The organism is Rhodococcus sp. KRD175 (genome assembly GCF_017168275.1).
In the GTDB taxonomy this organism is placed as follows: domain Bacteria; phylum Actinomycetota; class Actinomycetes; order Mycobacteriales; family Mycobacteriaceae; genus Rhodococcoides; species Rhodococcoides fascians.
In genome coordinates, this window is the sequence record NZ_JABFAQ010000008.1 from 1 (window position 1) to 25,578 (window position 25,578).

General features: G+C 65.1%; 25 protein-coding genes. 10 read left to right on the forward strand and 15 right to left on the reverse strand.

The annotated features are described in order from the left end of the window. Positions 1 to 157: 157 nt before the first annotated feature. Positions 158 to 1,006 carry a Bax inhibitor-1/YccA family protein gene (locus J1M81_RS14735; RefSeq protein ID WP_032375637.1) on the reverse strand — a complete coding sequence of 283 codons (849 nt, stop codon included), beginning with the start codon at positions 1,004 to 1,006 and terminating at the stop codon, positions 158 to 160. Positions 1,007 to 1,203: 197 nt separating this feature from the next. On the opposite strand from J1M81_RS14735, the gene J1M81_RS14740 reads away from it, so the two are divergent. Next, a complete protein-coding gene (locus J1M81_RS14740; RefSeq protein ID WP_027496244.1) occupies positions 1,204 to 1,629 on the forward strand; it encodes a hypothetical protein in 426 nt (141 codons plus the stop codon). Between the two features lie 24 nt (positions 1,630 to 1,653). On the opposite strand, the gene J1M81_RS14745 is transcribed toward J1M81_RS14740, so the two are convergent. Then, positions 1,654 to 2,772 (reverse strand): class I SAM-dependent methyltransferase, encoded by a 1,119-nt coding sequence (locus J1M81_RS14745; RefSeq protein ID WP_094622006.1) that lies wholly within the window; start codon positions 2,770 to 2,772, stop codon positions 1,654 to 1,656. Positions 2,773 to 2,863: 91 nt separating this feature from the next. Between J1M81_RS14745 and J1M81_RS26660 the strand changes: the two genes are divergently transcribed. Continuing rightward, positions 2,864 to 2,986 (forward strand): hypothetical protein, encoded by a 123-nt coding sequence (locus J1M81_RS26660; RefSeq protein WP_255032376.1) that lies wholly within the window; start codon positions 2,864 to 2,866, stop codon positions 2,984 to 2,986. 3 nt (positions 2,987 to 2,989) lie between these two features. Here J1M81_RS26660 and J1M81_RS14750 read toward each other — a convergent pair whose 3' ends face one another. Together J1M81_RS14750 and J1M81_RS14755 are read right to left on the reverse strand one after the other, a co-directional pair. Continuing rightward, on the reverse strand, positions 2,990 to 3,514 hold the full coding sequence (locus J1M81_RS14750) for a peroxiredoxin (RefSeq protein WP_027496242.1): 525 nt from the start codon (positions 3,512 to 3,514) through the stop codon (positions 2,990 to 2,992). Positions 3,515 to 3,560: 46 nt separating this feature from the next. Next, the gene (locus J1M81_RS14755) at positions 3,561 to 4,127 is read right to left on the reverse strand and encodes an antibiotic biosynthesis monooxygenase (protein ID WP_032366526.1); all 567 of its coding nucleotides are present in this window, start codon (positions 4,125 to 4,127) and stop codon (positions 3,561 to 3,563) included. Positions 4,128 to 4,299: 172 nt separating this feature from the next. Here J1M81_RS14755 and J1M81_RS14760 point away from each other — a divergent pair, with 172 nt between their 5' ends. After that, entirely contained in the window at positions 4,300 to 4,797 is a 498-nt protein-coding gene (locus tag J1M81_RS14760) for an Lrp/AsnC family transcriptional regulator (RefSeq protein ID WP_027496240.1), read from the forward strand. Further along, positions 4,794 to 5,936, forward strand: coding sequence for an FAD-binding oxidoreductase (locus J1M81_RS14765; protein ID WP_032375654.1), 1,143 nt, complete (start codon positions 4,794 to 4,796; stop codon positions 5,934 to 5,936). Before J1M81_RS14760 ends, J1M81_RS14765 begins: the two co-directional genes overlap by 4 nt. Before the next feature lie 67 nt (positions 5,937 to 6,003). On the opposite strand, the gene J1M81_RS14770 is transcribed toward J1M81_RS14765, so the two are convergent. Continuing rightward, positions 6,004 to 6,621: a TetR/AcrR family transcriptional regulator gene (locus J1M81_RS14770; RefSeq protein ID WP_027496238.1), complete on the reverse strand. Its 618-nt coding sequence runs from the start codon at positions 6,619 to 6,621 to the stop codon at positions 6,004 to 6,006. Between the two features lie 140 nt (positions 6,622 to 6,761). On the opposite strand from J1M81_RS14770, the gene J1M81_RS14775 reads away from it, so the two are divergent. Beyond that, a complete protein-coding gene (locus tag J1M81_RS14775) occupies positions 6,762 to 8,231 on the forward strand; it encodes an MDR family MFS transporter (protein WP_032371088.1) in 1,470 nt (489 codons plus the stop codon). Between the two features lie 32 nt (positions 8,232 to 8,263). Here the strand turns inward: J1M81_RS14775 and J1M81_RS14780 are convergent, their stop codons facing one another. The 3 genes from J1M81_RS14780 to pdhA form a co-directional block, all read right to left on the reverse strand. Further along, positions 8,264 to 9,613 carry a dihydrolipoamide acetyltransferase family protein gene (locus J1M81_RS14780; RefSeq protein WP_206498267.1) on the reverse strand — a complete coding sequence of 450 codons (1,350 nt, stop codon included), beginning with the start codon at positions 9,611 to 9,613 and terminating at the stop codon, positions 8,264 to 8,266. A 74-nt stretch (positions 9,614 to 9,687) separates the two neighbouring features. Continuing rightward, on the reverse strand, positions 9,688 to 10,692 hold the full coding sequence (locus tag J1M81_RS14785; protein WP_206498268.1) for an alpha-ketoacid dehydrogenase subunit beta: 1,005 nt from the start codon (positions 10,690 to 10,692) through the stop codon (positions 9,688 to 9,690). After that, positions 10,689 to 11,771: a pyruvate dehydrogenase (acetyl-transferring) E1 component subunit alpha gene (pdhA, locus tag J1M81_RS14790; RefSeq protein WP_027496235.1), complete on the reverse strand. Its 1,083-nt coding sequence runs from the start codon at positions 11,769 to 11,771 to the stop codon at positions 10,689 to 10,691. Before pdhA ends, J1M81_RS14785 begins: the two co-directional genes overlap by 4 nt. A 134-nt stretch (positions 11,772 to 11,905) precedes the next feature. Between pdhA and J1M81_RS14795 the strand changes: the two genes are divergently transcribed. Both J1M81_RS14795 and J1M81_RS14800 read left to right on the forward strand, forming a co-directional pair. Then, complete coding sequence (locus J1M81_RS14795) at positions 11,906 to 12,385, forward strand: Lrp/AsnC family transcriptional regulator (RefSeq protein ID WP_027496234.1); 480 nt, start codon at positions 11,906 to 11,908, stop codon at positions 12,383 to 12,385. Between the two features lie 283 nt (positions 12,386 to 12,668). Beyond that, a complete protein-coding gene (locus J1M81_RS14800; protein WP_206498269.1) occupies positions 12,669 to 13,697 on the forward strand; it encodes a Glu/Leu/Phe/Val dehydrogenase in 1,029 nt (342 codons plus the stop codon). 111 nt (positions 13,698 to 13,808) lie between these two features. Here J1M81_RS14800 and J1M81_RS14805 read toward each other — a convergent pair whose 3' ends face one another. Further along, a complete protein-coding gene (locus J1M81_RS14805) occupies positions 13,809 to 15,260 on the reverse strand; it encodes an NAD-dependent succinate-semialdehyde dehydrogenase (RefSeq protein ID WP_206498270.1) in 1,452 nt (483 codons plus the stop codon). A 1-nt stretch (position 15,261) separates the two neighbouring features. Continuing rightward, entirely contained in the window at positions 15,262 to 16,626 is a 1,365-nt protein-coding gene (gabT, locus tag J1M81_RS14810; RefSeq protein WP_032375630.1) for a 4-aminobutyrate--2-oxoglutarate transaminase, read from the reverse strand. 129 nt (positions 16,627 to 16,755) lie between these two features. Here gabT and J1M81_RS14815 point away from each other — a divergent pair, with 129 nt between their 5' ends. Both J1M81_RS14815 and J1M81_RS14820 read left to right on the forward strand, forming a co-directional pair. Further along, positions 16,756 to 18,252, forward strand: coding sequence for a PucR family transcriptional regulator (locus J1M81_RS14815; RefSeq protein WP_032375652.1), 1,497 nt, complete (start codon positions 16,756 to 16,758; stop codon positions 18,250 to 18,252). A 28-nt stretch (positions 18,253 to 18,280) separates the two neighbouring features. Next, a complete protein-coding gene (locus J1M81_RS14820) occupies positions 18,281 to 18,991 on the forward strand; it encodes a YoaK family protein (RefSeq protein ID WP_032375629.1) in 711 nt (236 codons plus the stop codon). Here J1M81_RS14820 and J1M81_RS14825 read toward each other — a convergent pair. The 3 genes from J1M81_RS14825 to J1M81_RS14835 are packed head-to-tail and all read right to left on the reverse strand — an operon-like array spanning position 18,988 to position 22,144. Then, a complete protein-coding gene (locus tag J1M81_RS14825; protein ID WP_032375628.1) occupies positions 18,988 to 20,673 on the reverse strand; it encodes an NAD(P)/FAD-dependent oxidoreductase in 1,686 nt (561 codons plus the stop codon). The two genes, J1M81_RS14820 and J1M81_RS14825, sit on opposite strands and share 4 nt — an antisense overlap. After that, complete coding sequence (locus tag J1M81_RS14830; protein ID WP_206498271.1) at positions 20,670 to 21,515, reverse strand: carbon-nitrogen hydrolase family protein; 846 nt, start codon at positions 21,513 to 21,515, stop codon at positions 20,670 to 20,672. The genes J1M81_RS14825 and J1M81_RS14830 overlap by 4 nt, the downstream gene beginning before the upstream one ends. After that, positions 21,512 to 22,144: a helix-turn-helix domain-containing protein gene (locus J1M81_RS14835; protein WP_032399677.1), complete on the reverse strand. Its 633-nt coding sequence runs from the start codon at positions 22,142 to 22,144 to the stop codon at positions 21,512 to 21,514. Before J1M81_RS14835 ends, J1M81_RS14830 begins: the two co-directional genes overlap by 4 nt. 115 nt (positions 22,145 to 22,259) lie before the next feature. Between J1M81_RS14835 and speB the strand changes: the two genes are divergently transcribed. Continuing rightward, positions 22,260 to 23,219, forward strand: a complete 960-nt coding sequence (speB, locus tag J1M81_RS14840; RefSeq protein ID WP_032399678.1) for an agmatinase — start codon at positions 22,260 to 22,262, stop codon at positions 23,217 to 23,219. A gap of 6 nt (positions 23,220 to 23,225) precedes the next feature. Here the strand turns inward: speB and J1M81_RS14845 are convergent, their stop codons facing one another. Both J1M81_RS14845 and J1M81_RS14850 read right to left on the reverse strand, forming a co-directional pair. Then, positions 23,226 to 24,125 carry a universal stress protein gene (locus J1M81_RS14845; protein WP_032399679.1) on the reverse strand — a complete coding sequence of 300 codons (900 nt, stop codon included), beginning with the start codon at positions 24,123 to 24,125 and terminating at the stop codon, positions 23,226 to 23,228. Continuing rightward, on the reverse strand, positions 24,122 to 25,561 hold the full coding sequence (locus tag J1M81_RS14850) for an amino acid permease (protein ID WP_032375651.1): 1,440 nt from the start codon (positions 25,559 to 25,561) through the stop codon (positions 24,122 to 24,124). The genes J1M81_RS14845 and J1M81_RS14850 overlap by 4 nt, the downstream gene beginning before the upstream one ends. Positions 25,562 to 25,578: the final 17 nt, after the last annotated feature.

The window sequence follows — 25,578 nt, forward strand, 5'->3', positions numbered from 1 at the left end:
AACGTTGCCCACCGCCTCAACTCCCGTCCACGCAAAACGCTCGGCTGGAAAACTCCAGCCGAGCGTTTACGTGATCTACTGACAGGCATCTGACCATCAGGTGTTGCGAGGACCCCTAGAATCCGCCGATCGGAGGGCGGGGCTTTTCGCGTGAGTACTAGTCGTTCTGGAAGTAGCTCAGCAGACGCAGGATCTCGACGTACAGCCAGACCAACGTGATGGTCAGACCGAGGGCGACGCCCCAGGCTGCCTTCTCGGGAGCCTGTGCGCGGATCAGCTGATCGGCCTGGTCGAAGTCCAGCAGGAAGCTGAACGCCGCAATGCCGATGCAGACGAGGCTGAAGATGATGGCGATGGGTCCGCCGTCACGCAGCCCGAATCCACCGTCCATGAAGAAGCTGGCGACGAGGTTGCCGAGCATGAGCACGACGACACCGATGAGGGCACCGACGATCATGCGAGTCAGACGCGGCGTGACGCGAATTGCGCCGGTCTTGTAGACGACCAGCATGCCGAAGAACACGCCGAACGTGCCGAGAATGGCCTGGCCGATGAGACCCGATCCACCGCTCATTCCGAAGATCTCTCCGGTGAACACGAGCGACAGAGCACCGAGGAAAACGCCTTCGGCTGCCGCGTAGGCCAAGACGATGAACTTGTTGTCCATCTTGCGCCCGAAAGTCGCGAACATGACGAGGCCGAAGCCGATCAGTCCACCAGCGATGAGCAACGCGGGTGCGGCCGAAGGGTTGGCGGATGCATACAGGTACGAGATGATCGCCGTGACGCTCAGCACACCGAGCGTGATGCCGGTCTTGGTGACGACGTCGTCGATCGTCATGGCCCGCTGAGCGGGCTGCGTGGTGTACGGGTCGGCCTGTGTTCCGGGATGCTGGCCGAACGTTGCGGCCTGCGAGGCTCCAGCCGTCGCAGATCCGAATGTGGCGTATCCGCCGCCCTGCTGCTTGGGCAGGTTGCGGAACACCGGGTTGCTGGAGGTGCGCACCGTGTCTCTTCCCTTCGTAAGTTCTGATCCCCACCGGGGATCTCCCCGTCGGTCATCAGTAGAACGTTCGACATCCGGACAAAAGTTCCCGTGACGAGAACCTCTACGTCGGACAAAACGGACTCTACCGGGTCGCCCCTCGACAGGCAGCCACGACCGCGTGTGTGACACCGAATCGAAACGGGCACTATGAGGAAATGGCAATCGAAGACGGACCCGACCAGACCTTGGACCAGAGCGAAAGCCTCGACTCCGACGAGGTGCGCAACGACGACGGCGACACCGTGGTCGATCCCCCGGACCACTGGAGCGAAGCCAACAGTTTCGGCACCACCGCCCGTGAAGCAGCCGAGGGCGAGAGCCTCGACCTCAAGCTCAGCGAAGAAGAACCCGACATCGCCGTCGAGGAGGATCTCGACCGCCCGATCACCGAGACCCCGGACGACGAACTGACCGAAGAACTGGTCGACCACGTCATCGAGGAGTCCGACGAGGATCCCGACATCGATTACGCGGAAGGCCAGCGTCAGGCCGAGATCGTCGAAGGGACTCTCGTCGAGGATCGTGGGCGCGACAGGGGCCAGATCGACGGCACCCCGGAAGACGGCGGCCCCGTCACCTGACGCTCTCGCATCTGGTCTTCACCGTCACTCGCTCGGGCGCACCGAGCGAGTGACGGTGAACTTGGTGTTGCGTCCCATCGGATCGGTGGGCCCGACGGCGTCGGCGAGAGCCCGACGATAGTTCAGGTGCGTGTTGAACACCGTCCACAGCTGTCCGCCCGGCCGCAGCACGCGTCCGGCGGCCTCGAACAACTTGCCTGCCCCGCCTGTGTGTACCGCAGCGCCCTCGTGGAACGGCGGGTTGCAGACGATCAGGTCGACCGACCGGGACTCGAACGTCGACATCGCGTCGTCGGCCACCACCGAGACCGTCGTCCCGTTCACCTCGGCGGTGGCAGCGGCCGACGCGATGGCTGCGGCCGATCGGTCCGTTGCGATCACCTCGAGACCGGGCCGGGTTCGAGCCAATTCGGTCGCGAGGATTCCACTGCCGCACCCCAGATCGACGGCGTTGGTTGCGCGAGGTGCCATCTTCGGCACGAACCCCAGTAGGAATCTCGTCCCGATATCGAGGCCCGCCCCGGCGAAGACCGCGCCGTGGGCCACGACCGTCAGGCCGAGGTCGTCGATTCGTTTGTCGACCGGATACGTCATCTCCGACGCCACTGCCCCGGTCGCGGTCAGTACCCGCGCCTTCTGCCGTCCCCGACCCGCCGTGACGGTCTCGAACGACCGCCCGAGGATGTCGTTCATCGCAGGCGTCATGTGTTTGTCTCGGCCGCCGGCCAGGACGACGACGTTCTGGAGCGCATGCGCCGCGATGTGCTCGGCGATCTCGGTGAGCTCGGCCAGACCTCGTGGCAACTGCATCAACACGGTGCCGACGCCGTCGAGCAGTCCCGCACCCAGCCCGTGGTGGGTGTACGTGCCGACCATCGACACACGCGCCGCGTTCAGCTCCAGAGCCCGTACGCCGGTAACAGCGTCCTGGTGCACTCGCACGTCGGTGAACCCCAGGGCCGCCGCACCCAGAGTCAGAGCGCCGTAGCGATCGCCGATCACAGCAATCGGTGCCGTGCGGTCGACCCCCAGTTCGGCGACGGTATCGAGCAGCAGACGATCTGCCGCGTCGACCGCATGCAGATTGGGTGCCTCGGCATCGGGCTCACGCCGCAGAGCTTCGAACAACGTTTCATCGGACACCCGGGCAGTATTCCACCGAACGCGACCGGCCGAGCGCGGTCGTTCCGCGCGGCAAGTGGCTATTGCGACCGATGAGGTGCATGCTCGGGGAATGGAACACAAAGACAAGAACGAGGCGCTCTTCAGCCACCCCGACGACGCATCGACCGATGCCTCGGCCGAAGCGACGAAGCCCGCCGTCTACACCGCCCTCTTCAGCGGTGCCAACGACTGACCCTCACGACAGGTATCGCAGGTACTCCAGCGCCTTGGTCGCGTGTACGTGACCGCGCTCGCTCTGCACCACCATCCGCACCGTACGGTGCCGATCGATCACGAACGTCGTCCGCTTCACGGACAACAACTGCCGTAGGTAACTGCGACGAGCCACGTTCGAGTGGCCGCGCTCGAAATCCCGAAGTCGACGCCTACGGGCGAACCACCCGCCGCGACGCACTCCGAACTGTTCTGCCACCGCACCGTCGGAATCCGAGAGCAGCGGGAAGTCGAACGACCGCTGCAGCGCGAAATGTTGGTTCTTGTCTCGGGTATCGGTGCTGATGCCCACTCGCTGGGCACCGAACCTGCCGAACTCGGCACCCAGATCCCGGAAATGGCACGCCTCGGCCGTGCAGATCGGACTGTTCGCGGCCGGATAGAAGAACAGCACCACCGGCCCCGACGCCGTCAGCTCGGTGAGAGCACGGCGTTCACCGGAATGATCGGGCAGCTCGAAATCCGGGGCGGTCTGTCCGATTCGCATGACGCAGAGGGTACCGCCCAGCTCGGAACGAGCCGGGCCGTGGCCGTCAACCGCGCGGTACCAGCCACTTTCGCAGTCGTGCGGTGACGAACGGCATCACCACGTACACCATCAGCGGAGTGCACATCATCACCACGACCGCAGTCCGCAGGGCCACGTTCAGGTGGGTGAGATGCGGGGTGATCACGAGGTTCACCAACAGGCTGACGGCATAGAACGCAACACCGATGGACACGGCCTGCTTCCACCGCGGCGGCGGACCGCCCACGACGCGCACGGCGTCGGTGAGGTTCGACTGTGGCTCGAACCATCCCTCCACGCCGGAAAGGCGATGTGTCACAACGTCGTCGGCTATCGGTCGACCACGGCCGAGCCAATCGCGCCTGGCCTCCGAACGCAACCACGCCTCGAGATGGTCGTGCGTCTCGAATCGATACACCACGTGATAGTCACTGGATTCGGCCGAACTGCGCAGCCAACCTCCGCCGAGAAAGCCCGGGAAGGTTCGCACCAGGTCGATGCCCCGGTCGGTCCATTCGACGAAGTCCGCCTCGTGTCCCTCGCGAACGCGTCGTGCAACCGAGGTCGTGACGTGCTCGAGCGTGTCGGTCATGGCCATGGGGTCCCCTCCTGCGCTGGTTCGTCGTCGATGCGTTCTACACAGACTGTGTCGAAATGGACCGAGTATCAAATCAGGAACCAGATTGCAGACCGATGGCATACTGGAGCTCGCTGTGTGACTATTCGTCCACGAGCTTCCATCGCGATCGGTCTGGAGTGGACGTATGGCACCGAGCGAGACCGAGTACGAACTCGACGACGTCGATCGACGAATCGTCACCGAACTGAGCCGAGACGGCCGCATGTCCATGAGGGCCCTCGCCGAGGCCACCCATATTTCCCGCGCACATGCCTACGTCCGCGTCGACCGCCTCGTCGACGAAGGTGTGATCGAGGGTTTCACCGCCCGTATCGCGTACGAGAAAGCCGGGTTCGGCGCATCCGCGTATGTCGCACTGTCGATTCGGCAGGATTCCTGGCGCGCTGTCGCCGACGACCTCAGCACGTTCCCCTTCGTCGAACACGTCAGCTTGATGGGCGGTGATTTCGACGCCTTGGTCCTCGTGCGCGCTCCGGACAACTCGGCATTGCGACACCTGGTACTCGACAAGTTGCAGGGGCTGGACGGGATACTCTCGACGCGGACGTGGCTGATCTTCGACGAAGCAGTCGGCCCCGGAGCGCAGTGGTTCACGCCGAAGCCGAACAGGAGACATCCATGAGCGCCACCGAACAGCCCGCCCTCTCGGACGTCGTTGTCATCGGCGGCGGCATCGGCGGTGTCTCACTCGCATACGAACTCGCCGGCGACCGCCGTGTCACTCTGCTCGAGCGTGAGTCCACGTTGGCGTTCCACACCACCGGTCGATCCGCGGCTCTGTTTCTGGAGACATACGGCAACAGCACGATTCGCGCCTTGACGACCGCCAGCCGAGACTTTCTGGTGAACCCACCCGACTGCTTCCGGTCGGATTTGCTCACTCCGCGTCCACTGTTGCAATTCGCGGCCACGGGACGCGGCGATGCGCTCGAAGCGATGTACAGCGACGTCAGTCGCCTCACTCCCGACGCGCAGCTGGTCTCCCCCACCGACGCCTGCACATTCTTCCCACCGCTACGGCCCGAGCTGATCGATTGCGCTCTGTACGAACCGCATTCGATGGAGGTCGACGTCCATGCTCTGCATCAGGGCTTCGTCGGAGGGCTGCGACAGCGGGGCGGTCGGATTCACACCAAAGCCTCGGTGACCGAACTCGAGCGCGTCAACGGTCTGTGGCACGTGCGCACCTCTGACGGGACGACTCATCGGGCTCCACTGGTCGTGAACGCGGCAGGGGCCTGGTCGGATGTGGTCGGCGCGATGGCGGGGGCCCGCCACATCGGCTTGGTTCCCAAGCGCAGGTCGGTCTTCATGGTTTCCGCACCCGACGATCTGGACACAAAGGATCTGGCGACACTGAGCGACATCGACGAGAAGTTCTACATCAAACCCGAAGGCGCACAACTGTTGTGTTCGCCGGCCGACGAGACGGCGGTCGAACCGAGCGATGCCCGTCCGGACGAGCTGGAGATCGCGCGGGCGTTCGACGACATCGCCGAGGTGACCACCCTGACCGCGCGACACGTTCGTTCGTCCTGGGCCGGACTGCGCAGCTTCGTTCCCGATCGCACCCCGGTGGTCGGGTTCGACCCCGAGCTCGAGGGCTTCTTCTGGTGCGCCGGGCAGGGCGGCTACGGAATCCAGACGTGCGCGGCGCTGGCCCGGGTGGGCGCGGCTGTCGTTCGCGGAGAACCGGTTCCGGCAGATGTGGCCGAGCGCGGCCTTCTCGAAGCGGATCTGTCGCCCCGCCGCCTCGGCTAGAGGCGCTGCGCGCCACGTGCGCGGAAACTCGACCTGGGCTACGAAGTTCCACTCACGACGTGAGACCTCAGCCGGCGACGACGCGTCGCAGATCGCGCACTGTCGTCCGATAGATGTCCAGCAGGTCGGCATCCTGCCCGCCGTCGATCCGTACCGCCCAGTCGTCGAAGGCGATGCGCAGGGCCATACCGGCACCTTCGACCAACAGTCGTGCATACGAACGTGATTCGTGGTCGCCGAGGCGCTCGGTCACCGCATCGGTGACGCGGCACAGTGTCATCGCGTCGGCCGCGAAGGCTGCGGCCCGCAGATGCGCGTCGATACCGATCAGTCGCCGAGTGCGTAGGAGTCGGTCGCGCTCCTCCTCGGGCGCTGTCGACAGTCGCTCGACGGACTGCTCGTACAACGCTTCGATTCCAGGCAGCGTGATGTGCTCGGGCGCGGTAGCGGCGAGCCACTGGTCGAAGTCGACCTCGAAATCAGGGTCGATGCCGAGAACGGACTCCTCCTTCGAGGCGAAGCTGCGAAAGAACGTACTGGGCGACACCCCCGCTCGGCGCGCGATCTCGTCCACCGTGGTCGCGGCGCAGCCCTGCTTCTCGAACAGCTCGAGTGCGGCGCGAGTGATCTCGAGCCGAGTGTCTCGGCGACGTCGCTCTCGCAGGTCCGGCACTCGTTCGCTCATCCTCGTCCATCCGTCGACTGCGGTCGTCATTCGCTGTCAACTTACCAGCAATCGTCAAGTTGACAGTCACTGTCATAATGATTGAAGCTATCTACATACGATTGCACGCTTCGATCCCATACGCGAAAGTTTGTCGACACATGAGTTCACCCGAGACCGACCGCACCCCCGACGAGCAACTCGCGCCGGGCAGCAAGCTATTGATCGGCATATTGGTCATCGCGGCCTTCGTCATGATCCTCAACGAGACGATCATGAGCGTGGCGCTCCCGACGCTGATGGTCGACCTCGAGATCACGGCAACGACGGCCCAGTGGCTCACCACCGGATTTCTACTGACCATGGCGGTGGTCATTCCCGTCACCGGCTACCTGTTCCAACGCTTCACGCTGCGTCAGGTGTTCGTGACAGCGATGACCCTGTTCACCGTCGGCACCCTGCTCGCGGCCTCGGCACCCGGTTTCGAGCTGCTTCTGCTCGGCCGCATCACGCAGGCCAGCGGGACGGCGATCATGCTGCCGCTGCTCATGACCACAGTGCTCACCGTCGTCCCGGCCCACAAGCGCGGCGCGATGATGGGTGTGATCTCCATCGTCATCGCCGTCGCACCGGCTGTCGGCCCCACCATCTCCGGAGTCATTCTCGACTCGCTGAATTGGCGTTGGATGTTCTGGCTGGTGCTTCCCATCGCGCTCGTCGCGTTCGGCATCGGAACCACACTGGTGAAGAACGTGACCGAGACGGGACGGCCCTCGTTCGATCCCACGTCGGTCGTGTTGTCCGCCTTGGCGTTCGGCGGCATCGTCTACGGCCTGAGCAGCCTCGGTCATTCTGCCGAGGAGTCCGTCGTACCGGTCTGGTTGCCGTTGGTGGTGGGAGTGATCGCACTCGTCGTCTTCGTGCTGCGGCAGATCGCCCGCCAGGAACGCGGCGGCGCGCTGCTGGACATGCGCCCGTTCCGCACCCCCACCTTCAGCATCGGACTCGGCATGATCGCGATCTCGATGATGGCCCTGTTCGGTGCCCTGATCCTCCTGCCGATGTATCTGCAGAACGTGCGCGGACTCGACACCCTCGCAACCGGCCTGATGCTCCTGCCCGGCGGATTGCTGATGGGTCTGCTCGCCCCCTTCGTCGGCCGCATCTTCGACAGAATCGGGCCGCGCCCGCTGGTCATTCCCGGAGCCATGGTGGTGAGCGCCGCGTTGTGGTCGATGACGGTGCTGGACGCACAGTCGGCACTACCGCTGGTCGTCGGTATCCACATGCTGCTCTCGGCGGGGCTCGCGCTCATCATGACTCCGCTGATGACCTCCTCGCTCGGATCCCTTCCCACCCGCCTGTACTCCCACGGCAGCGCAATCTTCAACACCGTGCAGCAACTGGCCGGAGCCGCAGGAACCGCGTTGTTCGTCACCGTCATGTCGAACACCGCAGCGGCCCGAATCTCCGACGGGGCAACGCAGGTGGGTGGTTCCGAGGCAGGCATCCACACCGCATTCCTGTGCGGTGGGGCGGTGTCACTGGTCGCGGTGGCTGCGTCGTTCTTCATCCGAGCACAGGCAAGCAGTGATCGAGACGAGGCCGTGTCGGCGCAGCCGGTGCACTGAACCCCGGCGGCATTCACACCGCGCCGCCGCGGTCAGCCGAGCGCGATCAGATCGATCGGGTGAGTCAGCAGACGACCGACGAGGGCGAGGAATTCCGACCCTTGTTGGCCGTCGACCAGTCGATGATCGAACGAGAGCGACAGTGTCGTCACCGACCGTAAAGCGATCTCGCCGTTGTGTTCCCACGGCGTGCGACGGATGGACCCGAAGCACAGGATGGCCGCCTCGCCGGGGTTGAGGATCGGCGTGCCTGCGTCGACTCCGAACACCCCCACGTTGGTGATGGTGATGGTGCCGTCGGCCAGATCGGCCGGACTGCTCTTGCCCTCCTTCGCGATACGCGTCAGGTCGGCCAGGGCACGCGCGATGTCCACCAGAGAGAGCTCGTGTGCGTTCTTGATGTTGGGCACCATCAATCCGCGGGGTGTCGCCGCCGCGATGCCGAGGTTGACGTAGTACTTGGTCACGATTTCCTGCGCAGCCTCGTCCCAGCTCGAGTTCAGCGACGGATTCGATTTCAGGGCAACGAGAACGGCTTTGGACACCAGAGCCAACGGCGTCAGACGCACGTCCCGGAAATGTGTGGAGGACCGCAGCGACTCGAGGAGTTCGAGCGTCTCGGTCACGTCGACGGTCACGAATTCGGTGACGTGAGGTGCAGTGAATGCACTTCGCACCATGGCCTCGGCGGTGTGCTTGCGTACACCCTTGATCGGAGTGCGCTCCTCCCGACCGGTCCGCCCGGATACCGACTGCTGCGCCTCGGTCTCGAGCTGCACGTCGGTGTCACTCTGCACATCGGTGTCAATCTGCCCAGCCGACCCGCCCTGCAGGTACGACTCCACGTCCTGACGGGTGACGTCGCCGTGGCGTCCACTCGCGGGCAGCTCGTTCAGATCGACGCCGATGTCCTTGGCCATCTTTCGTACCGGTGGGGCCGCAAGCGGCTTTCCGTTCCGATCGTTCGGCGCGGACGCCGCGGGTGAGTCGACGCGGCCACCGCGTCGGCTCGACCCTTCCTTCGCGACGCCGTAACCCACGAGGACCGGGACGCGCTCGTCCTCGTCCTCCCCGGACGACGTGGTCTGAACCGGGGAAACGGACTGCTCTGGATCGGAAACAACCGGTTCGTCGTCACCGCCGACTCTGATGTCGATGATCGGCACTCCGACCTCTACCGTGTCGCCCTCGGAAACATGTAGGGCAGCAACAACACCGGCGAACGGAGAAGGCAATTCCACGGCAGCCTTGGCCGTCTCGACCTCGGCGATGTTCTGGTTGAGTTCGATGGTGTCACCGACCGCGACGAGCCAGGTCAACAGGTCGGCCTCGGTGAGGCCCTCCCCCAGGTCGGGCAGCGGAAAACTCTTGATGGTGGACATCGTCGAATCCTGTTCGGTCGGTATCGGCAGAGAATGTGATCGGGGCGAAACGGCAGCCGAGGGGCAACGGCAGCTCAGTGGGAACGGCAGCGGTCCACTGCGTCGAGGATCCGGTCGACGTCGGGAAGATAGAACTTCTCGAGCTTCGACGCCGGGTACGGCGTTCCGAATCCGCCAACCCGCGGCACCGGCGCTTCGAGGTTGTAGAAGCACCGCTCGGAGATGCGAGCGGCTATCTCCGAGCCGAGGCCCATGAAGACCGGTGCCTCGTGTGTGACGACGAGCCGCCCGGTCTTGCGCACCGACGCTTCGACGGTCTCGAAGTCGATCGGCGACAGCGACCGCAGATCGATGACCTCGATCGAGATACCCTCGTGTGCAGCAACTTCGGCTGCCTTACGGGCAGTGGACACCAACGGTCCGTAGGCCACCAGTGTGATGTCGGTGCCCTCGGTGACCACCCGCGCCCGATGCAGCGGGAAGGCGGTGTCGAGATCGTCGACACCGAGGTCGATCGGACTCTTCTCCCAGTATCGACGTTTGGGTTCGAAGAACAGCACGGGATCGTCGCTGGCAATGGCCTGCTGGATCATCGAGTAGCCGTCGGCGGCGTTGCTGCAGGTCACCACGCGCAGTCCGGCGGTCTGGGCGAAGTAGCCCTCCGGCGATTCCGAATGATGTTCCACTGCACCGATTCCGCCGCCGTAGGGCACCCGGATGGTCATCGGGATCTTGACATTTCCGCTCGTGCGATAGTGCAGCTTGGCCACCTGCGACACGATCTGATCGAACGCCGGGTAGATGAAGCCGTCGAACTGGATCTCGCACACGGGACGGAATCCGCGCATCGCCAGGCCCACAGCGGTACCGATGATGCCCGATTCGGCCAGCGGCATGTCCAGTACTCGGCCGGGCCCGAAGTCCTTCTGCAGGCCGTCGGTGATGCGGAAGACGCCACCGAGCTTGCCGATGTCCTCGCCCATCAGCAACACCTTGGGGTCGTTTTCCATAGCGCGACGCAGGCCGGCATTGATGGCTTTGCCGAGCGGCAGGCTGGTGGGCCGTTCCAGGGTGGTCATGACGTGACTCCTTCGAATCCAGCTTGGTAGGAGGCGAATTGGGCCCGCTCGTCGTCGAGCAGAGAGTGTGGGTCTGCGTAGACGTTGTCGAACACCGTCATCGCCGCGGGTTCGACGGTCTCGAGGCATCCACGTCGCAGATCGGCGGCGACGTCGTCCGCCGTCCGCTGGACCGATGCCACGAACTCGTCGTCGAACACGCCGATTCGTCTGAGCAGCTTCTCGATTCGGTCGATCGGATCCTTGGCACGCCACTCGTCGTCCATGGCCCCGGATCGATACCTCGTCGGGTCGTCGGACGTGGTGTGCGGCCCCATGCGGTAGGTGACGGCTTCGATGAGCGTCGGGCCGCTGCCCTCACGGGCGCGGGCCAGCGCTGCTCTGGTCACGGCCAGCACCGCGAGGACGTCGTTTCCGTCGACCCGTACCGATGGGATGCCGAATCCCTCACCGCGTGCCGCGATCGTGGACTTGGTCTGCACGGTGACCGGTTCGGAGATCGCCCACTGGTTGTTCTGGCAGAAGAACACCACCGGTGCATGGAAACTGGCCGCGAACCCGAGAGCCTCCGAGATATCGCCCTGGCTGGTCGCTCCGTCTCCGAAGTAGGTGATGGCCGCACCGTCGGCACCCTCGAGCTGCATGCCGATCGCGTATCCGGTCGCGTGCAGACCCTGCGAACCGACGATGATCGCCGGCGTCGTCATTCGATATTCGTACGGGTCCCATCCCGACAGGGTCGATCCCCGCCAGAAACGGAGCATCCGAGTGGGATCGACTCCGCGGCAGTAAGCCACCCCGTGCTCGCGGTAGCTTGCGAACACGAAGTCCTCGGAGTCGAGTGCGCGGGCCGAGCCGACCTGCGCCGCTTCCTGTCCGAGCAACGGAGCCCACAGCCCCAACTCGCCTTGCCGCTGCAGCGCGGTGGCCTCGGCGTCGATGCGTCGGACGACCACGAGATCGCGATAGATCTCCTTCATGGCAGCCGTGTCGATGTCCGCGACCAGAGGTGAATACGTCTCGTTGCGGACCACCGTTCCGGATTCCTTGATCAGCTGTATCAGCGAGGTGGTGTTCATGTCCGTGGCACTCTCCGTCGTGATGTGATGTCCTTCACAAGGACACCACCGACACCCAGCGTGCACAAGTGATGACTTCAGAATTACGCAGTGTGCACAATATCGGGTAACGACCGAGCTACAGGAAGTGCGCAATGACCGATCTCGACAAGACCGACGCCCGACTCCTCCTCGCCCTCTGCGCCAAGCCTCGAGCCACCGGCGTCGAACTCGCCACCACGTTGGGCCTGTCCCGCAACACCGTCCAGGCACGCCTCGGGCGGTGGGACGACAAGGGGTCTCTCACCCCCATCGATCACCGTATTCCGCCGAAGTCGCTGGGACGTCCGTTGCAGGCCTTCGTGACCGCTCAGGTCAATCAGCACACGTTGGCAGCGGTCACCGAACACCTCCGCACGATCCCCGAAGTACTCGAGGTGTTCGGTCTGTCCGGCGCCGCGGACATGCACATCCGCATTGCGGCGGTCGACGCCGACGACCTGTACCGCATAGCAGGCCTGATCCTCGACATTCCTGGCGTCGAGCGGACCAACATGTCGATTGCCATGTCCGAGCTGATTCAGTACCGAACCAAGCCGTTGCTCGAACAGCTCGCCGACGACGGCCGCCGCTGAGCACCCCGACCATCCCCGTCGGGCCGATACCGACCGCATCACGCAATCTGCACGGTCCGAGCGATGCCGGTTGACCGGTCTGCGTCGTGCACGACACCCTGTGACGGACAAGACATCCGGGTAGCCGCTGCATCTGCTCCCATCCTCTGACCGAAAGAGACCGACTGTGTCCGTCGTTGCCGACCACTCTGCCGTCACACCCACTCGACATCGCTCTTCTGTTGCCCAGACCGCGAATTCGGCTTCGGCACCGGCCGCACCCGGTGTCTTCGACCGGCCCGACATGCCAGCCGACTCCGCGCACGAGCGCGTGGTGTTCTGCCACGATCGAGACACCGGTCTGCGCGCGATCGTCGCGATTCACTCGACCGTGCTGGGACCGGCACTCGGCGGAACTCGCTTCTACCCCTACGCAAGCGAGCAGGACGCCGTGACCGACGTATTGAGACTCTCCCGCGGGATGACCTACAAGGCGGCTGTCGCAGGGGTCGATCTGGGCGGCGGGAAGGCAGTCATCATCGGCGACCCGACCGTCATCAAGACCCCGACATTGCTCGAGGCCTACGGCCGGTTCGTCGAATCGCTCGGCGGCACGTACGTCACGGCAGGCGACGTCGGCACCAACAGCGACGACCTCGATATCGTCGCCGAAGAAACGGCCTACGTCGTCGGTAAGAACACCACCGCGGGCGGCACCGGCGACAGCGGTCCACAGACGGCCCTGGGGGTCTATCTCTCCCTGCTGGCAGCAGCCGAATCGACCTGGGGCTCCGACGATCTGACCGGCAGACGAGTAGGTGTCGAAGGCGCAGGCAAGGTGGGCTACAACCTGGTGGCACTCCTGCGCGGAGCGGGTGCCGACGTGCTCGTGAGCGACTCCTACGAACCCGCCCTCGAACGGATCGCCCAGGACTTCCCCGGCGTCACGATCGGAACCGACATCATCGGAGCCGACATCGATGTGTACGCCCCGTGCGCCATGGGAGCAACGCTCGACGCGTCCTCGGTGGACCGGCTGTCGGCGTCCATCGTGTGCGGTGCCGCGAACAATCAACTGCTCACGCCCGACGTCGAATCGCTGCTGGCCGCCCGGGGCATCGTCTGGGTACCGGACTACGTGGCCAACGCCGGCGGCTTGATTCAGGTGGAAGGTGAACTACGCGGACGAAATTCGGCCGAGGTGATGGCAACGATCGGACAGATCCGTACTACCGTCGCCGGCATATTCGCCATGGCACGCAGCGAAGGGATCCTGCTCGGAGCAGCCGCGGACCGACTGGCCGAGAAGCGAATTGCGGCCGCCCGAGGTTAGGGACCGCACGCTCGGTGCGCTCCACCCGGCAGCGCATGTACCGCGCTGGCCTCAGGAGTGGAGCGCACCGCTGCGATCTACTGCACCGCTGCGATCTACTGCGGCGCCCGTCTACTGCAGCGCAATGTACTTGGTCTCGAGGTATTCCTCGATCCCTTCCGAGCCGCCCTCTCGTCCGAAGCCCGACTCCTTCACACCGCCGAAGGGGGCCGCGGCGTCGGAGATGGCACCCCGGTTGACCCCCACCATGCCGGTGTCGAGAGCAGCCGAGACCCGCAGAGCCCGATCGAGGCTCTCGGTGTAGAAATAGGCCACCAATCCGTATCGGGTGTCGTTGGCCGCGGCGACGGCCTCGTCCTCGGTCTCGAATCCGACGATGGCGGCAACCGGCCCGAAGATCTCGTCGCGCAACAGGTTTGCGTCGGCCGGGATGCGGTCGAGCACAGTGGGTGTGAAGAAGAACCCGGGACCGTCGGGTGCCGATCCGCCGGTGCGGATGCGGGCGCCCTTGGCAACGGCATCGTCGACGAGTGCCGACACCGTCCGTCGCTGCTTGTCGTTGATGAGTGGTCCGATGTCGGTGCCGTCGCGATCACCGGGGCCGACCGTCAGCGCCGCGATTCTCGCGGTCAGCTTCTCGGTGAACTCCTCGCGAACGGACTCGGCCACGTACAGACGGTTTGCTGCAGTGCATGCCTCGCCGCCGTTACGCATCTTGGCGAGCATCGCCCCGTCGACCGCGGCATCGATGTTCGAGTCCTCGAACACGATGAACGGCGCATTGCCGCCGAGCTCCATCGATGTCCGGAGCAGTCGGTCGGCTGCATTGCGCACCAACAGCTTTCCCACTCCGGTCGATCCGGTGAACGTGACCTTCCTCAGTCTGGGGTCGTCCATCAACGGCCCGGTGACCGATGCAGCATCCGAGGCCGGGAGCACCGACAACACACCGCTGGGCAATCCGGCGTCAGCGAACACCTGGCCGAGCAGGAGCATCGTCAGTGGGGTGTCCTCGGCCGGCTTGACGATGACGGTGCAACCCGCAGCGAGCGCGGGACCGATCTTGCGAGTTCCCATGGCCAGCGGGAAGTTCCACGGAGTGATCGCCAGCACCGGGCCGACCGGCATCTTGGTGACCAGAATTCGGCCGATACCGGCGGGCGCAGGGGTGTACCGGCCGCCGATCCGGACCGCTTCCTCGCTGAACCAGCGCAGGAATTCACCGCCGTAGTTCACTTCACCGCGACTCTCCGCCAACGTCTTTCCCATTTCCAGGGTCATCAGCAGAGCGAAATCTGCTGCACGTTCCTGCAGCAGATCGAAGGCGCGCCGCAGAATCTCGGCTCGCTCCCGTGCAGGCGTCGCCGCCCACTCCGGTTGCGCCGCGGCAGCGAGATCGAGGGCCGCGATGCCGTCGGCCGCGCCCGCGTCGGCGACGGTGGTCAGCTCCTCACCGGTGGCGGGATTCAGGACGGCGAATCGCGCGCCGGACTGCGCGGGGGTCTGCTTTCCACCGAGCCACAGGTCGGTGGGCAACGAGGACAACAACTGCTCGACGGCCATGTCAGAGTCCCTTCGAAGCGTCGCGCAGTGCGTTCTCGAGGACCGTGAGTGCGTCGTCGAGCAACTCGTCGGAGATCACCAACGGCGGAAGCAGGCGGATGACGTTGCCGTAGGTTCCGCACGTCAACACGATCACGCCTGCCGCGAGTGCCGCAGCGGCAACGGCTTTGGTGGCCTCGGGGTTCGGCTCACGTCCACCCGGTACGACGAGCTCGACGGCGAGCATGGCCCCACGGCCTCGAACCTCACCCATGATCCCCACCTCCGGCATCAACGCCGTGAGCCGATCGACGACGATGCGTTCGATGTCGCGAGCGCGGGCGTTGAGGTCGAGGGTCTCCATCTGTTCGATCGATGCCAGCGCAGCGGCGCATGCGACGGGATTGCCTCCGTAGGTGCCGCCGAGCCCACCGGGATGCACGGCGTCGATCAGATCGGCCCGGCCCGTCACCGCGGCCAGTGGCATACCGCCCGCGATGCCCTTGGCCATGGTGATCAGGTCCGGCACGATCCCCTCGTGCTCGCTGGCGAACCAGGCACCGGTGCGGGTGAATCCGGACTGCACCTCGTCGGCGATGAACACGACATCGTGCTTGCGCGCCCACTCGGTCAGCGCAGGCAGGAAGCCGTCCGCCGGCACGACGAAGCCGCCCTCACCCTGGATCGGCTCGATCAGGATGGCCGCGAGATTGTCTGCGCCGACCTGCTTTTCGATCATGGAGATCGCACGGGCGGCGGCCTGTGCACCGGTGACGGCCGATCCGTCGGCACCGAGTCCTTCACGGAACGGGTACGACATCGGAACTCGATAGACCTCGGGAGCGAACGGCCCGAATCCACTCTTGTACGGCATCGACTTCGAGGTCAGAGCCATCGTCAGGTTCGTGCGGCCGTGATACGCGTGGTCGAACACGACCACGGCCGAGCGGCCGGTGGCGTGCCGGGCGATCTTGACTGCGTTCTCGACGGCCTCGGCACCACTGTTGAACAGGACGGTGCGCTTGTCGTGATCTCCCGGCGTGAGTTCGGCCAACTTCTCGGCGACCGCGATGTATCCCTCGTAGGGCGCGACCATGAAGCAGGTGTGCGTGAAGTGAGCGACCTGATCCTGCACGGCGGCAACGACAGCCGGATTCGACGCACCCACGGTCGTCACGGCGATACCGGCACCGAGGTCGATCAACGAATTGCCGTCGACGTCGACCACGACGCCGCCGTCCGCGTCGGCCACGTACACCGGCAGCGTCGATGCAACGCCTGCACCGACGACGGCCTTGCGGCGCTCGGCCAGCGCCGACGATTTCGGGCCGGGGAACGCGGTGACGATCCTGCGCTCCTGCGGAAGTCGGTATTCGATCGAAGCCATGGTCGCACCTTTCGGGTTGGTCTCTGTGCAGCAAGTATGCGACCGCGAGGGTCGACCGGAGACTGCCGATACGTACATTCAGGTACAGAAGCGCACGCCATTTCGTCAGGCACGATTACAGTGCGACAGGTGAGTGTGCAGATTTCCTGGTTGTTGAGACAACGCGACCTCCGGCTGAGTCATCGCGGCGGGCCCGAACGCAGCGGTGCCGCCATCACCTTCGCGCAGGCGACCGAGCTCACCGATCCGAGTCCGTGGTTGTCCGGCGGCGAGCTGATCCTCACGACAGGTCTCGGCTTCGACTTCGGCGGCCCCGCACTCGCGCAGTACGTCCGCACCCTCCGAACGGCAGGGGTTGCCTGCCTCGGATTCGGAACCGGTCTCTCGCACAGCGTGATTCCACGAGAACTTCTCGACGCGGCAGACGAGGTCGGGCTACCCGTCGTCGAGGTTCCCTACGACACTCCTTTCGCCGCGGTCATTCGGGCGGTCACCACACGCATCGCCGAGCAGGAGTACGAGGAAGTCCTGCGGGCGGCGTCGGTACAGAGTCGCATCACCCGCGCCGCACTGCACGGCGGTGTCGACGCGATCGTGCGCGAATTGGCGGTCGCCACGTCCACCTCCGTCGCGCTCATCGGACATCGCACCGAGTCGTTCCATCCGGTCGACGCGGCGGATCTGATCGCGCAGGCCCGCGAGATCGCCGACAGTATCCGTCCGTCGTCGTCACCCGCGACGGTGTCGGTGAGCGAGCCGGGCCGCACCGTGAGCCTGCACTCGGTACCGATCACCGCCAGTGCGCCGAGCTTTCTCGCGATTCGCACGAAGGGGCCCGTGACGGGAGTCGAGCAGATATTGCTCGGGCATGCGGTGTCGCTGATAACCCTCGAACTGGAAAAGCCTGCGCGGCTGCGCGCGGAGCAGACGGCCCTCAACTCGCGTGCGCTCGGACTTCTCCTCGACGGGTATCTCCTGTCCCCCGGTGACACGCAGGTACCGAGCTATCTCGCCGATGCGGCCGACGACGACTCACGCATCACCGTGGTGGTTCTCCGCGGCGCGACGGGGCGGACGGGTTCCATCGCCGATGCCGTCGATGCTCAGTTCCGCGCCCATGCACGGCCGACGTTCGTCAGGTCCACCGACGACGGTGCCGAGATGCTGCTACCCGGAGACGACGCGAATTTCGTTGCGCAGCTGATGAATTCGCTTCCCCGTTCGGTGTGTGCGGGGGTCGGCACCGACATGCACATCACCGAGGCCCCCACCGCGCTCAGACAAGCGCGGCTCGCGTGCGCGGCGGCCGGTCCCGGTGATCGGGTCGTCCACTTCACCGGGTCGATGCTGCTGGCGTCGGAACCGGTTCGGGAGTCGTTGCGTGCCATGGCTGCCGTCACCATCGCCGTACTGGCCGAGTACGACCGCACTCACACCGCGGATCTGGTGGGTTCGCTTCGGGCGTTCCTGGAGGCCAACGGGCACTGGGAAACCGCCGCTGCCCACCTGTCGGTGCATCGTCACACCTTGCGTAACCGCATCACACGATGCGAGGAATTGCTGGGGGTGGATCTCACGTCGGCGCGGGTGCGAGCGGAATTGTTGCTCTCCCTACTCGCGGCATGAGAGCGCCCCTCTGTGTCAGGATTTCGCGATGACCACCCCTCGTCCTGAACCCCAGATCTCCGTCGCCACCGCGAAGTCGGTTCGGCTCGGAGTGCTGCTGGCGGCAGTCGGCGGATTTCTGGATGCGTACACCTACGTCACTCGCGGCGGTGTGTTCGCCGGTGCCCAGACCGGCAACGTGGTGCTGCTCGGCGTGGACGTGGCGGGCGGGCGTTGGGTGGAGGCGCTGGTGTTCCTGCCGCCGTTGACGGCGTTCGTTCTGGGTGTCATGACGGCCGAGTTCATCGCGTTGCCTGCGATCGAGAGGATCGTGCGCAGGCCGGTGCGGGCCGTGCTCTGCTACGAGATCCTGGTTCTGGTGATCGTCGGGTTTCTGCCGGCAACGGTTCCCGATGCGGTGGTGTCGGTCGTCCTCGCGCATGTCGCGGGCGTGCAGGTGACGACCTTTCGGGTGTTGGTGGATTCGCCGTTCAACACGACGATGACGACCGGCAACCTCCGCACCATGGCCATGGCGGCGTTTCATCGTGTGGTCGAGCACGATCGGGAGGCGGGGATCAGGGCTCGGCGGTTCGGCACGGTCATCGCCGGATTTCTCGGTGGCGCTGTACTCGGCGCGGTGTCGGTGGAGCTGTTCGCTCTGCGCGCGATCTGGGTGGTGGCCGTCATGCTGATCGTTGCGCTGGCACTGTTCGTGTTCGACGAGCGCCCACCTCGATCGGCTGCAGCGAAGCGTTAGTCGCCCAGTCGAAGCGGCGCGATGGTGTCGAAGACGTCCCCCGGGCCCGGGTTGTCCGGTGCCGAGATGCCACCCAGGTGATGTACGACGCCCCATACCGCGTTCAGTGCTGTGTGAATCGCGCCCTCCGCCCAACCGGCGGTCCACGAGATGTCGTCGCCGGCAAGGAAGATGCCGCGGTGTCGGGGTTCGAGTTCGTCCTGCACGAAGTGGGTGAACAGTCTTTCCTGATAGCGGTAGTGCCCCGGCAGGTTGGCCTTGAACGCACCCATGAAGTCGCGCTCGGTCTCCCAGGACAGCGTCACCGGAGTCGAGATGATGTGGCTGCGGAAGTCGACGCCCGGGTAGATCTCCTCGAGCGATCGCAACATGATGTTCATGCGTTCGGTGGGATCGAGAGCCAGCAGTTTGAGCGAGTCGTCGGACCAGGTGTAGGACAGGCAGATCAGCCCCGGCTTTCCTTCGCCCTGATCGAGAAGGTATGTGCCGCGGCTCATCCGGTCGGTCAGCGTCATGCTGACCAAATCACGCCCGGTCACCGGGTCCTTGTCTTTCCAGAACGGCCGATCGACGAGTGCGAACACCTTCGTCGACCCCATGTAGTGGGTACGTTCGATGGCGGTCCAGTGGTCGATCGGGAACAGATCGTCGTCGCACCTGATATTGCTGAGCAACATCCAACTCTGCGCGGTCACGACCGCGGCCGCGTACGTCCGAATGTTTCCTCGGTCGTCGTGGATCGTCGTGCCGCCCCCGGTGCGCCTGATCTCGGTGACGCGAGGCATCGTCGTGCCGCCGTTCACCGAGGACACCGACGTACCCGCCGGCCAGTACGCCAGGTCCGCGGGTGTGTCGGTCCACAACCGCATCGGCAACTGCTGTGACCCGCCGACTATGCCGCGGTGGTGATCGTCGGCTGCGGTGATGACGACACGAAGGATCTCGAGAATGGAGTTGGGATAGTCGGTGTCCCAACCTCCTGTTCCGAAACCTACCTGGCCGAACAACTCTCGCATGCGAAACGACGAGAAATGCTCGGACGCAGCGAGGAATCCGTAGAAGGTCTGATCGTCGAATTTGACGATCAGTTCGTTCCAGATGCGCTTGATCTCGGCCGCGTCCCGCCGGCGGATGGCGCGCTGCAACGGAATCAGTTCGGCGTGCTCCTCGAGCGTTCTGTTCCATGCCTCGGCGACCTCGGCGAAGATCGGCGGGAGATCCTCGAGCTTGCGGGCGTAGTGGCTGGTGCCCTTGAGATCGATCACCGTACTGGGGGTCGCCTCGGCCAACGGGTTCGGAAACGGAGTCGTCTCGAGCCCGACGGAGTCGAGGTAGTGGAACAACGCGGTCGAGGACGGCGGAAACCGCATCGCGCCCATCTCGGCCACCACACCCGGATGCCCCTCGAACGGCACCGATCGCATGCGGCCGCCGATTCGATCCGATTCGTAGACAACCGGTTCCAGGCCGAGCCGAAGCAACTCGCGGGCCACGACCATTCCTGCGAGTCCGCCGCCGACCACCGCGACTCGGGTACCGAGTGCGGCGTCGGGAACGCTACCCAGGCCGGCCGGGTGGGCGAGGTAATCGTCGTAAGCGAACGGAAAGTCCGGCCCGAACATGGTGAGCGGTTGTTCGTCCTCGAACTCGATCGCGCTGTCCGGGGTGACGGGTGTGGTCATCTGTCGTTCTCCTGCTCGGCTCGTACCGGGCCTGCGGTCCCTGCGGGACGAGGTGCCGTCCGATACAGATCCGGACGTCGGTCGGAAAGGTGGGTGTTGATCGCTCGGGACCTGTCGAGGTCGGCGGGGTCCAAGTGCACCGTCAACAGTTGCTCGTGCACACCGGCTCTGGCGATGTCGGTGCCATCGGGAGCAACGGCGCACGTCAGGCCGCAATAGGTCAGAGTCGACTCGGTGCCGCACCGGTTGACGTAGGTGACGAACACCTGACTCTCGTAGGCCCGCGTGGGAACCACGTGGGTTGCGATGATCTCGAACGGCGACATCAGACCGGTAGGGACGATCAACCATTGCGTACCCGCGTCGGCGTGCGCGCGGACGGTCTCCGGAAATTCGACGTCGTAACAGGTGAGCAGACCGCAGCGCAGATCTCCTAAGTCGAACTGCACCAACAACTCCTGGCCTGGGGTGAAGTGCGCACGATCGAGCTCACCGAACAGGTGCGTCTTGCGGTACCGCGCCAGTGAAGTACCGGTCGCGTCGACGACCTGAACGGCGTTGTACACCGACTCGCCGCTGCGTTCGGGATATCCGTACACGATCGCGACGCCGTGAGCACGGGCCATCTGTGCGACCCTCCCGAAGATCGGCCCGTCGAACGGTTCGGCACGGTCGACGACGAGTTCACCGATGTCGTAACCGCTGACCGACATCTCCGGAGTGACCAGGATCGATGCACCGGCCGCCGCAGCTGCCGCAGCCGCAGCATCGAGTGCCGTCAGGTTGGCCTCGACATCGCCGGAGTCCTCCGGCCCCTGATAGAGCGAGATAGTGTTCGTCACCGATGCAACCCCGGCTTTCCGATCGGCAATTCTTCGGGCAGTGCCGGTGCCAGTACCCACAACACTCGCGCCCCACCGCTGCTGTCGCTGCGGAAACTGTGCCGACGGCGCGGCGAGAACGTGAAGGCGTCCCCCGCCCCGAGAGAGATGCCGTCCCCGCCGAAGTCCGCGCCGGGATCGGCTTCGAAGATCACCCGTAGCTCGCCGTCGATCACGTACACGAAGCTCACGTCGAGCGGCAGCGTGTACGCCTCGGACCCACTTCCGCCGCCGTGTTCGATATGCCCCAACAACACCTGCACGCGACGCTCCCCTACCGGCGTCAGCAGATACTCGGTCATCTGTTCTCCACCGAACATGATGCGCGGCAACGACTGTGCGCGTACCACTTCGCCGACGGGTGCGTCGTCGAACAGCGAGCCGACCGGTACGTCGAGCGCGGCGCAGACTCTAACCAGGGATGCGACCGATGCGTTCACCTGATCGCGCTCGAGCTTGGACAGATACCCCTTGGTGACCCCGCAGGTGTAGGCGAGCGCGTCGAGCGTGAGCCGCTTCTTCAGGCGCGCCTCCTTCAGGCGCGCACCGATCCGTGGCGCATCGACGTCGACCTGCGCGGCTGAAGACACCCTTTTCGCCTTTCAGGAAACTTGTGTTGACAAGACCGAGCATCAGAGTAACGCTTGCCGAGCGACATGGTCGACCTTTCGACGGCCGGGCGCTCGACTGCGGAGGGACATCTCGATGAATGCGAACAACCCGGAACACACCCCGGTCGGCCCGCTCGACGCCACCAAGGTCCCCCGTTACGCCGAACCGACGACATTCGCGCGACTCCCCCGGCTCGACGAGGTGTCGCGGGCAGACGTGACGATTCTCGGCGTGCCGTTCGATTCGGGGGTGAGCTACCGGCCGGGTGCGCGCTTCGGACCCGGCCACATTCGTGCGGCGTCGAAACTGTTGCGGCCGTACAACCCTGCCCTGCAGGTCTCGCCGTTCGCACGCCAACAGGTAGCCGACTTCGGCGACATCGGGGTCAATCCGTTCGACATCACCGAAGCGCTGCAGACCGTGCACGATGCCGTGACGGACCTACGTGCCGACGGCTCTTCGGTGCTGACTCTCGGCGGCGACCACACCATCGCGCTCCCGATCCTGCGTTCGCTCGCGCGTGATCACGGGCCGATTGCGGTGTTGCACTTCGACGCCCACCTCGATACCTGGGATACGTATTTCGGTGCGCCGTACACACACGGGACGCCGTTCCGACGAGCCAGCGAGGAAGGGCTCATCGACCTCGAACGCTCCCAGCACATCGGTATCCGCGGCCCTCTCTACAGTGAGCAGGACCTCGAGGACGACCGGGTGCTCGGCTTCCAGGTGATTCGTTCCGACGACTACGAGGTCGACGGCGTGGCCAGCATCGTCGAGCGGATGCGTCGTCGCCTCGACGGTGGCCCGGTCTACGTCTCGGTCGACATCGACGTTCTCGATCCCGCGCACGCTCCGGGCACCGGCACACCCGAGGCCGGCGGGATGACCTCGCGCGAGTTGCTCAACACGCTGCGCGGTCTCGTCGGGCTCAACGTGGTCGGTGCCGACATCGTGGAAGTCGCGCCCGCCTACGACCACGCCGAGATCACCGGCATCGCAGCGGCGCACGTGGCCTACGAACTGTTGTCCGTACTGGCAATGAACCGCTAGCGATTCTCACCGCCGTGGCAACACCAGGATCGGCACCGGCGAGTGGCGGATGATCTTCGTTGCCCGTGAACCGAGGAACACCCGAGCGATCGGACCCAACGGCCCGGACGATCCGATGGTCAGCACTTCGCCGTCCTGCCAGTGCAGTTCGTCGAGTGCTTCTCGCCAACTGCCCGCGGTGGCCAACTCGGTGTCGACGCGGTCGGCCGGTAACCCCACCGCGACGGCGTCGTCCACCGCAGCGGTCAGCGCCTCGCTCAGTCCTCGGGCGAGCTCCGCTGCTACGTCGTCCTCGGCTCGCAGCCCGATCTCGGGCGGATACATCGTTGCCCCGCGAACGACGAACGAGGCCAAGCGAAGTGGCACACCGGTGTCGCGGGCCAACTCCGCTGTGGGCCCGACGACGCGGGTGGCCTCGCTGTCGCCCGAGAACGCGCAGGTGATCCGCGTCAGGACGGCCCGATCTCGAATGCGGTAGCCGCGCGGGGCCAACGCGACGGTGACCGGCGAGGAATGGAGCAACTTGTCCGCGGTGGAACCGACGACGACGTGCCCGAGAGCACCGTCCCCCGAGGAACCCAGAACCAGGATCGACGCCCCGGTGGTCTCCGCGGCCTCGGTCAATGCGGTGGATACCGAGCGGTGCGACATCCGGTGGAACGACGCGGCGACATCGGGTGCGCGTTCCTCGAGGTAGTGGCGGGCCTTCGCCTCCGACTCGGTGGCCGTCGACGCGGCCCAGTCGGCGAACTCGGCGTCGACCCGGGCCATCGACGGCGTCGACCACGGCTTGGGAACCACGGTTGCCACGTCGATGTTCGTGGTCAGGGATCGGGCCAGTTGCGCACCGAGATCGAGGGCACCGACACTTCCCTTGCCGGGCGCGAAGGCGATCAGCACGCTCATTCCGCGTCCTTTCCGACCGATCGAAGCGCCGAATGATGCCGACCCCACAGGAAGTAGAACGCGAGAACCACGGCGAGCCAGAGCCCGAACCAGAACCACGTGGTCCAGCGCAAGCCGGACAGGATGTAGATGCACGCGGCGATGGACAGGATCGGTGTCACCGGGTAGCCCGGTACCTTGAACGGACGCTCGAGGTCGGGCATCGTCCGGCGCAGGACGATCACGCCGATGGCCACGACGATGAACGCGACGAGCGTTCCGATCGACACCAGATCGGCCAACTTGTCCAGCGGAACGAACGCGGCGAGTACAGAGATGATGACCGCGACGACGATGGTGTTGTTGACGGGGGTGTGAGTCCGGGGACTGACCTTCGCGAACGCCTTGGGCAGCATCCCGTCTCGGCCCATGGCGAACAGAATGCGCGTCTGCCCGTACATCGTCACCAGAGTCACCGAGAAGATCGAGATCACCGCGCCCGCCGCCAGAATCGTGGCCGGCCATGCCCGTCCGGTCACATTTCGGAGAATCTCGGCCAACCCGGCTTCTTCCTGCCCGGCGAATGCTGTCCACGGCTGAGTTCCCAACGCCGCGACCGCAACAACGAGGTAGAAGACGATCACCACGACGAGTGCGGCAATGATGGCTCGCGGCATGGTTTTCTGTGGATTCTTCACCTCGTCCCCGGCTGTCGAGACGGCGTCGAGACCGATGAACGAGAAGAAAATGGTGCCGGCCGCCGCGGTGACACCTGCCGCTCCGAGCGGCATGAAGTCCGAGAAGTTGCCGGAATCGAAGGCGGTGAATCCGACGACGGCGAACAGCGCGAGCACGCCCAGCTTGATGACGACCATGACTGCGTTCACCGCTGCGGACTCGCTCGCACCGCGAATGAGCAACACGGCGCACAGAACGATCAGCACGACGGCGGGCAGATTCAGGATTCCCGGATCGGCGTCACCCGGTGCCGCGGACAACGCGTGCGGGATGGTGAAGCCGAAGAGATTGCCGAGAAGTTCGTTGAGGTATCCGCTCCAGCCGACCGCCACCGCGGCACTCGACACCCCGTACTCCAGCAGCAGGCAGGCCGCAACACCCATCGCGACCACCTCCCCCATCGTCACGTATGCGTAGGAGTACGTCGATCCCGACACCGGCACCGCCGAGGCCATTTCGGCGTAACAGATAGCGGCGAGCCCGGCGGCAATTCCTGCGGCCAGGAACGACAAGACCACGGCTGGACCGGCTTCGGGAACAGCGAGCGAGAGCACGAAGAAGATGCCGGTACCGATGGTCGCTCCCACTCCGAACATCGTCAGTTGGAACGTCCCGATGGTGCGTTCCAGACCACCGGGCTGCTGGTCCGGTTCTGCGATCGGTTTCTTGCGGAACAACTGCGAGCGCAGACCCGATGCGGGTCCGTTCGACGATGTCATGGTCGAGACTCCCAACG

What these genes read in the sequence shown, in the direction of transcription:
- J1M81_RS14740 (WP_027496244.1), top strand. Translation starts at nt 1,204, where the DNA reads ATGGCAATCGAAGACGGACCCGACCAGACCTTGGACCAGAGCGAAAGC.
- J1M81_RS26660 (WP_255032376.1), top strand. Translation starts at nt 2,864, where the DNA reads ATGGAACACAAAGACAAGAACGAGGCGCTCTTCAGCCACCCCGACGAC.
- J1M81_RS14750 (WP_027496242.1), bottom strand. Translation starts at nt 3,514, where the DNA reads ATGCGAATCGGACAGACCGCCCCGGATTTCGAGCTGCCCGATCATTCC.
- J1M81_RS14755 (WP_032366526.1), bottom strand. Translation starts at nt 4,127, where the DNA reads ATGACCGACACGCTCGAGCACGTCACGACCTCGGTTGCACGACGCGTT.
- J1M81_RS14760 (WP_027496240.1), top strand. Translation starts at nt 4,300, where the DNA reads ATGGCACCGAGCGAGACCGAGTACGAACTCGACGACGTCGATCGACGA.
- J1M81_RS14765 (WP_032375654.1), top strand. Translation starts at nt 4,794, where the DNA reads ATGAGCGCCACCGAACAGCCCGCCCTCTCGGACGTCGTTGTCATCGGC.
- J1M81_RS14770 (WP_027496238.1), bottom strand. Translation starts at nt 6,621, where the DNA reads ATGAGCGAACGAGTGCCGGACCTGCGAGAGCGACGTCGCCGAGACACT.
- J1M81_RS14775 (WP_032371088.1), top strand. Translation starts at nt 6,762, where the DNA reads ATGAGTTCACCCGAGACCGACCGCACCCCCGACGAGCAACTCGCGCCG.
- J1M81_RS14780 (WP_206498267.1), bottom strand. Translation starts at nt 9,613, where the DNA reads ATGTCCACCATCAAGAGTTTTCCGCTGCCCGACCTGGGGGAGGGCCTC.
- J1M81_RS14785 (WP_206498268.1), bottom strand. Translation starts at nt 10,692, where the DNA reads ATGACCACCCTGGAACGGCCCACCAGCCTGCCGCTCGGCAAAGCCATC.
- pdhA (WP_027496235.1), bottom strand. Translation starts at nt 11,771, where the DNA reads ATGAACACCACCTCGCTGATACAGCTGATCAAGGAATCCGGAACGGTG.
- J1M81_RS14795 (WP_027496234.1), top strand. Translation starts at nt 11,906, where the DNA reads ATGACCGATCTCGACAAGACCGACGCCCGACTCCTCCTCGCCCTCTGC.
- J1M81_RS14800 (WP_206498269.1), top strand. Translation starts at nt 12,669, where the DNA reads ATGCCAGCCGACTCCGCGCACGAGCGCGTGGTGTTCTGCCACGATCGA.
- J1M81_RS14805 (WP_206498270.1), bottom strand. Translation starts at nt 15,260, where the DNA reads ATGGCCGTCGAGCAGTTGTTGTCCTCGTTGCCCACCGACCTGTGGCTC.
- gabT (WP_032375630.1), bottom strand. Translation starts at nt 16,626, where the DNA reads ATGGCTTCGATCGAATACCGACTTCCGCAGGAGCGCAGGATCGTCACC.
- J1M81_RS14820 (WP_032375629.1), top strand. Translation starts at nt 18,281, where the DNA reads ATGACCACCCCTCGTCCTGAACCCCAGATCTCCGTCGCCACCGCGAAG.
- J1M81_RS14825 (WP_032375628.1), bottom strand. Translation starts at nt 20,673, where the DNA reads ATGACCACACCCGTCACCCCGGACAGCGCGATCGAGTTCGAGGACGAA.
- speB (WP_032399678.1), top strand. Translation starts at nt 22,260, where the DNA reads ATGAATGCGAACAACCCGGAACACACCCCGGTCGGCCCGCTCGACGCC.
- J1M81_RS14845 (WP_032399679.1), bottom strand. Translation starts at nt 24,125, where the DNA reads ATGAGCGTGCTGATCGCCTTCGCGCCCGGCAAGGGAAGTGTCGGTGCC.
- J1M81_RS14850 (WP_032375651.1), bottom strand. Translation starts at nt 25,561, where the DNA reads ATGACATCGTCGAACGGACCCGCATCGGGTCTGCGCTCGCAGTTGTTC.